Genomic DNA, 6,067 nt, shown 5'->3' with positions numbered 1-6,067 from the left:
GAAATGGTCCGCCTCGCCTGTCCCGACAGCGCCCAGGCATCGCTCATTTCCGAAAGCTTCGGCCTCCCCGTCATCGATAGCGACGGTATCCGCGATCTCCATCGCAAGATCATCATCGACACGGCCGAATCCCTGAGCGAAGGCCTCGGCGAACGGGCCATGCAGATCCATCTCCAGCGGATCGTCGGCTCCTATGTCGGCTCAGCCCACGGCGCCGGTCAGTTCTATTCCCGGTCGGTCTCGGAAGCCCGCGATGCCACGGCCAGAAACGCCAACGACGACCGCGACGCGGACCTCGATGGTCCAGTCGGATTCGACAGTGCCGCCCAGCGCAAGCGCGAATTCGCCGCCGACATGGGCATTCAGGCCCACGCGCTCCGTTGCGCCGCCGAAGGCGTGGTGGCTGCCTACGAAGAGGTCGTCGGTGAGGCCTGGAAGCCCTTCGAACGCCACGTCGAAAATCCCGGCCAGACCGTAGATCGCAAGGCTGCCGAAATGCAGATGGCCGCTCTTGGCTGAGCGGCTCGGGCGGAGCTCCGGCTCCGCCCGTTCGGTTCGACAGCTGCCATCCCGCGAGAGATTGCTACGACAATAAGCATTCGGCCAGAACAGCGGTCTTCAGGGTCGAGCTCGATCGGCGTGCACATCGCTGGTGACGCCCCCGAGAAATGTCAGGTGAGTCAGAATGCCACCTTGGCACAAAGCAGAACTTCCGGCAGAAAGTGGGCTGGGGGGATAACGATGGCGGCCATGACTAAGTTGGGAACGACAGACGCAGACATTCGCGCTGCGCTACATGCCAAACGATTGCGGCGCGCCAAATCTCATCCCGATACGCTCGTGATCGACGAACTGGGCCTCGCGCACGCCCGAAGTCGTATCGACGTGGCCGTCATCAACGGCTGTATCCACGGCTATGAAATCAAGAGCGCCAAGGACAACCTGGACCGGTTCGCGATGCAGATCGACATCTACCGCCAGACGCTACAAAAGCTCTCACTCGTCGCTGCGCCGAAGCATGTCGCAAGCATCATGAGTCACGCTCCCGAATGGTGCGGCGTGATCGTGGCGGAGCAGGGACCACGAGGCGGTATCAGCTTTCATGTATTGCGAAACGCCATCGCCAATCCCGAGATCGATCCGGTCATGATGGCGCATCTTCTCTGGCGCGATGAAGTCATCGAACTCCTGGGCCAGGCCGGATATGCGCCGAAGGACCTCCGGCGGCCGAGAAGGCAGCTTTACGAGATGCTATGTGAAGCCATGAGCTTGCGCGAGATCACCGCCTCCATTCGCACTTTCATGGCGCAGCGCCAAGCGTGGCGAGATCGTCCAGCACACGCGTGATGTGGTGGTTGATCGCCACCTCCTTCCACCGCGTCTGATTGCTCGGTCCTTCCTTATGAACCGCGCATCTCGCTATATATTCATCGCCGCTTGAATAGCCGGCACCGTCGAACTTTCCCGACGCTACGATTGACGCGCAGTGACCATGCATCTGTGCACGATTGTCGTTGAATGCCCCGCCCTTGCGCACCTCCCAAGCCGCCGACGTCGTATAGACGAGCTTTCCGGCCGCCTTGATCATGCGCATATCCAACGCCTTGAATTCTGGATGGACGATCGTGTAGTCGCCGTAGTTCGGCTGGCGAACGCCGACTGGCATCTTGCCGAGCAGCGCCTGATAGAAGAGCCAGTCGTGACGCGGGAGTTGGTCGGCGCCCTTGGCAATATCCTTGAACGTTTCCGGTATCGCCGTGCCGATCACGACGAAATTGCGGAAGGCATGCAGGTCCCCAAGCTTTTGCATGGCCGCAATGAGCGCGCCAGCAAAAGCATTGTAGGGCTCAAAATTCGGTGCACCGAGATCGACAATGAGGTCAATTTCGTGGAGCGATACACCGAGCGCTGCGGCCAAAGCCTCGATACGCGTGCGCGCATCCGGCTTCATTAGGTCCTCCAGCCTGACCGCGATGGCCGCTCCAAGCCCATCGGTCGCAACGATCCCTGCAACCGATGCGATCATGGGTGAGGAAGCATCGAGAGGAACGGCGGGCATTGCGTTTGCCTGGAACGTCCGCATGGCTTCGAATACGTATGTGAAGATGTCGCGGCCGTCCCCCATCGGTTCGCCGGAAATACTGGGATGCACGCCGACCCACGCTGGCCGTTGCCCCCACTTGGCTTTGAAGCGGGCGGCGAACGGATGCACATGCTCCTGGACCGTCTTCTTCGGCTGCCACAACTCGAAATCGAATTCGACTTCTGGAATCGTGACATAGGGCACGATACGGTCCTTGGCGACGGCGGCAAGGCGGGCAAGCGCCTGGTATTCGCCCTGACGCCACCGCAACGCCGGAACATACATATCCTCAGTCAAGATCATCGCTCGCCTCCTCTAGCTGCGAGCGCACCTGATCCCTACCGACCAGATCGTTCAGGATGGTGTAGTTGCCGCGCTCCTTCCTGATGCGCCCCGCGATGATGCTCGGATCGATCCCGATCGTCTCCGCGTCGATCCTCACCGCCTCTTCCGAGAGGGCGAAGCGGGACAGACACTGATCCCACAATGCTTCCGGTATCAGCGCGTCGAGTGCGAATTTGTCAGCCTGCGCCTCGATCGCATCACCGTCATTGCCGTCCTCTTCGTCGAAGAAGTCGAACCGCAAACCGTCGAAGAGATGCAGGAAGACATGACCGAGCTCATGCAACAGCACAAACCAGAAATTATCTAGTCGATCATAGCGTAGCGTAAGGCCCACAACTGGTGTCTCACCATCAGCGAGCATGGCGGCGCCGTCCAAATACGACCCTGGCAGGTGACGCTCGACGACGAGAACGATGCCTTTCTCTGCCAACAGATCGCGGGCACGCTTCGGCCCGTCCTTCCTTTTCGTGAGATGCACCAATTCCGGCAGCCACCGGTCATCGAGTTCGAACGTCCCGATCTCTTCTGCTTCGATCTTGCTACGCGCGCGCTCAAGAATGCGCGCCTGCCACGCGAGTAGGGCGTATTCGTTCGGCACGTTTCCGCTGCGCATCTTCTTGCGATGGAAGACTGTCGCAAATTGCGGTCCGGCCGCGTGCAGGAAGTACTCCTTCACGCGCTCGATCGGGTTTGCGCCGCGGGGCAGATCAAACCACCTGCGTTTGATCATCTCCTTGTAGGGAAACTGCCCCCAGACGATATCATCGGCATCACCCCACGCGAACACGGATCCGCCAGCCTGCTTCGGTCCCTCAAAACTTCCCGACGCCTTCACACCGAGCGTCTTCGAAATCTCGATCAGCCGACCAAGGCTTGCGCCCATGTAGTCGGTCGCCTCGTAGCGCTGCACCTGTTGCGGCTTCATGCCAAGTTTCTGGGCGAGGTCCGTTTGACTCATTCCGGAGGCAATTCGTGCCTGCACCAGCACATGCGGCAATTCTTCAAGCGCATAGGTTTTCGAGAACGAGACCTGGCCGGATTTCAGCAGATCGTATTCAGCAAGCTCCGCCTCTATATCGGCGATTTGGCTTTCGAGCCCATCAATTTCCGCCTGCTTGAGCCAATGCTGATCCGATGCGCGCGCTTTCGCAGCAGCAAGGGCGTCTTGCAACTTGGCTAGTTGCGCACTCGATACGCCATACTGTTTGTCGCTGTAAATCATGGCTGCACCTTCCCGGAGAGAAGCGGATCGGCCGAAAGCGAAATGGCGATGATCCCTTTCTGTTTTCCTGTGAAACGATCCAGTTGGAAAAAATCGACGAATGCCCGCCCGACATCCGCGCACATCATCGAGGACGGAAAGAACTCGCCCTTGAATGCCGCTTTCTGCCCTGCCCGACCGTTCGAAAATTCCAGGAACACGGGATCAAGCTTGGCCGGATTGACCCCGGTAGGGTCCCAGCATGCATCGAAGTCGCCGGGCCTCGGCTTGCCTGTCACATAGCTCCCGTCGAGATAGATCATCGCACATCCCGCCAATCGCAGCTTGCCGGAGGCGAGAACGAGCCCCTCGAAAAGCTCCCGCCGCCAAGCGTTCGTTGCGAAAGCAGCCGCCACGTCCTCTAAACTCGCCGCGTGCATCCCGGCGGGCAGTGTGGGCCACGGAGAGCCGGGCAATTGGACGAGGGCAGGAATCATCGTTACAACAATAATGTTGTATCGAACAAAAAGCAAGCCCGGCTGCCCCGCGAGAACGCACAACACGGGCTTCAAGTCCCGGAGAGGGTCAATCCCGCTCTTCAGGGATGGCATTCCTGGTGCGGCCGCGGAACTTCCACGATCAACCCGTAAAGGGTCCGCTAGCAAGGCTGCGGCCGTTTGGCTGACGCCTGCACGGTGATCGCGTCCGCGTGCCGCACACTGACGGAGCCATCAGAGCGGGAATTGGCCCGCTCCAACGATGGAGCCCTCGGATGTCGCACGATCTTTCACTCGCTCAGAAACACGCTTGGAGACTCGCCCGCACCCTGATGACCCCGGTGGTCCTTTTCCAGTCCGACGACGCATATGGGGTGCTGCCCGCCGACGAGGTCGACGACGCCGAGGTCGACATCCTCTTCGAATACGATCCCTACACCGGTGGACACGCGGTTCACTGAATCGGCTCCCGGTTCACTTTCCGCAGCGGCGGCGCCTGGCGCCGCCGCGCTTGTTTCGTCCTCCCGCAGCCCGTCCCGGTCGGTGGCCTGGGCAGAGCCGGCCGCGCCGGCAACGGCTTGCGCCGTCCTCCCCTTCGGTCCGGCCCTGCGGGTGCAGGCGCGCCCTGAAGCTCCGCCTGAACCGGCCGCGTGACGGGGCCGCGATCGGCGCGGCCTCCAGATACGGAGGCTGAAATGAGCAGGAAAGAAAAGGGCGCGAAGTCCGATATCTACGCGCGCATCACGGAAAAGATCGTTGCCGATCTGGAGAAGGGCGTGCGGCCATGGGTGAAACCCTGGAGCGCAGGCCATGCCGACGGCCGGATCACCCGGCCGCTGCGCCATACCGGTGAACCATACACCGGCATCAACGTCCTGTTGCTGTGGTCGGAGAGCCTGGCGCGCGGGTTCACCGCGCCGCTCTGGATGACCTATCGGCAGGCGGCTCAGATCGGCGCACAAGTCCGCAAGGGCGAAACCGGCGCGACGGTGGTCTATGCGAGCCGGTTCACGAAAACCGAGACGGACGCCCAGGGCGAGGAACTGGAGCGCGATATTCCGTTCCTCAAGACGTACACCGTCTTCAATTGCGATCAGATCGACGGGCTTCCCGATCACTATTACCACCGGCCCGCGAAGGTCATCGATCCTGTCGAGCGGATCGAACATGCCGACCGGTTCTTCGCCAACACCGGGGCCGTGGTCCGGCATGGCGGCGCGCGAGCCTTCTACGCGCCTGCAAGCGACCACATCCAGATGCCGCCCTTCGAGACGTTCCGAGACGCCGAATCCTATGTCGCCGTGCTCAGTCACGAAACAGTCCACTGGACCTCGAGGCCCGATCGGGTTGGCCGCGATCTGAGCCGCTACGCCAGGGACAAGACCGAGCGCGCGCGCGAAGAGCTCGTCGCGGAAATCGGCTCGGCACTGCTTTGCGCCGACCTCGGTATCGTTCCCGAACTCGAACCACGGCCGGACCATGCGTCCTATGTGGCGTGCTGGTTGCGCGTCCTTTCCGACGACCGAAGGGCAATCTTTCAGGCCGCTGCCCATGCGCAACGGGCCGTGACTTATCTGCACGGCCTGCAGCCTGCCGCCGCAGGTACCGGAGAGTTGGAGGCGGCCTGATGCTTTCCTTTTCGAATGCTGCTGCGGAGGGCATCGAGCCCTCCGCCATCCGGCTACGCGTGCTATCGCTCGGCGCCGGCGTCCAATCGACGACGCTGGCGCTGATGGCCGCCCATGGCGAGATTGGCCCGATGCCCGATTGCGCCGTATTCGCCGATACCGGCTGGGAGCCAAAGGCGGTCTATGAGCATCTCGAATGGCTGCGGTCGCCCAACGTCCTGCCATTTCCCGTCCATGTCGTTTCGGCGGGCAGCATCCGTGATCAGCTCATGGGAGCCGCCGAGAGTAAACGCTGGGCGTCGATTCCCGCGTT

7 protein-coding genes and 1 pseudogene are annotated in these 6,067 nt (G+C 61.4%); 5 read left to right on the top strand and 3 right to left on the bottom strand.

The genetic code is table 11. The annotated features are described in order from the left end of the window. A partial coding sequence (locus NYR58_RS19910; RefSeq protein ID WP_261522880.1) for a hypothetical protein occupies nucleotides 1-519 on the top strand: 519 nt, incomplete at its 5' end. 222 nt (nucleotides 520-741) lie between these two features. Then, nucleotides 742-1,347 carry a sce7726 family protein gene (locus tag NYR58_RS19905; protein WP_261522879.1) on the top strand — a complete coding sequence of 202 codons (606 nt, stop codon included), beginning with the start codon at nucleotides 742-744 and terminating at the stop codon, nucleotides 1,345-1,347. Here the strand turns inward: NYR58_RS19905 and NYR58_RS19900 are convergent. Genes NYR58_RS19900 through NYR58_RS20640 form a run of 3 tightly spaced genes read right to left on the bottom strand, consistent with a single transcriptional unit; the run spans nucleotide 1,301 to nucleotide 4,126 of the window. Further along, nucleotides 1,301-2,386: a beta family protein gene (locus NYR58_RS19900; protein WP_261522878.1), complete on the bottom strand. Its 1,086-nt coding sequence runs from the start codon at nucleotides 2,384-2,386 to the stop codon at nucleotides 1,301-1,303. The two genes, NYR58_RS19905 and NYR58_RS19900, sit on opposite strands and share 47 nt — an antisense overlap. After that, nucleotides 2,373-3,650: an XRE family transcriptional regulator gene (locus NYR58_RS19895; protein WP_261522877.1), complete on the bottom strand. Its 1,278-nt coding sequence runs from the start codon at nucleotides 3,648-3,650 to the stop codon at nucleotides 2,373-2,375. The genes NYR58_RS19900 and NYR58_RS19895 overlap by 14 nt, the downstream gene beginning before the upstream one ends. Further along, nucleotides 3,647-4,126, bottom strand: coding sequence for a DUF6932 family protein (locus tag NYR58_RS20640; protein WP_390880976.1), 480 nt, complete (start codon nucleotides 4,124-4,126; stop codon nucleotides 3,647-3,649). Before NYR58_RS20640 ends, NYR58_RS19895 begins: the two co-directional genes overlap by 4 nt. A gap of 275 nt (nucleotides 4,127-4,401) precedes the next feature. Here NYR58_RS20640 and NYR58_RS19885 point away from each other — a divergent pair, with 275 nt between their 5' ends. The 3 genes and pseudogenes from NYR58_RS19885 to NYR58_RS19875 all read left to right on the top strand — a co-directional run. Continuing rightward, complete coding sequence (locus NYR58_RS19885) at nucleotides 4,402-4,587, top strand: hypothetical protein (protein ID WP_106573446.1); 186 nt, start codon at nucleotides 4,402-4,404, stop codon at nucleotides 4,585-4,587. A 234-nt stretch (nucleotides 4,588-4,821) separates the two neighbouring features. Beyond that, nucleotides 4,822-5,754, top strand: coding sequence for an ArdC family protein (locus NYR58_RS19880; protein ID WP_261522881.1), 933 nt, complete (start codon nucleotides 4,822-4,824; stop codon nucleotides 5,752-5,754). Beyond that, nucleotides 5,754-6,067: pseudogene (locus NYR58_RS19875) on the top strand (hypothetical protein); the annotation flags it as partial. The gene NYR58_RS19880 and the pseudogene NYR58_RS19875, both read left to right, overlap by 1 nt.

This window comes from Chelativorans intermedius, from assembly GCF_025398255.1.
Classification (GTDB): Bacteria; Pseudomonadota; Alphaproteobacteria; order Rhizobiales; family Rhizobiaceae; genus Chelativorans; species Chelativorans intermedius.
This window is presented reverse-complemented; position numbering and strand designations above follow the sequence as displayed.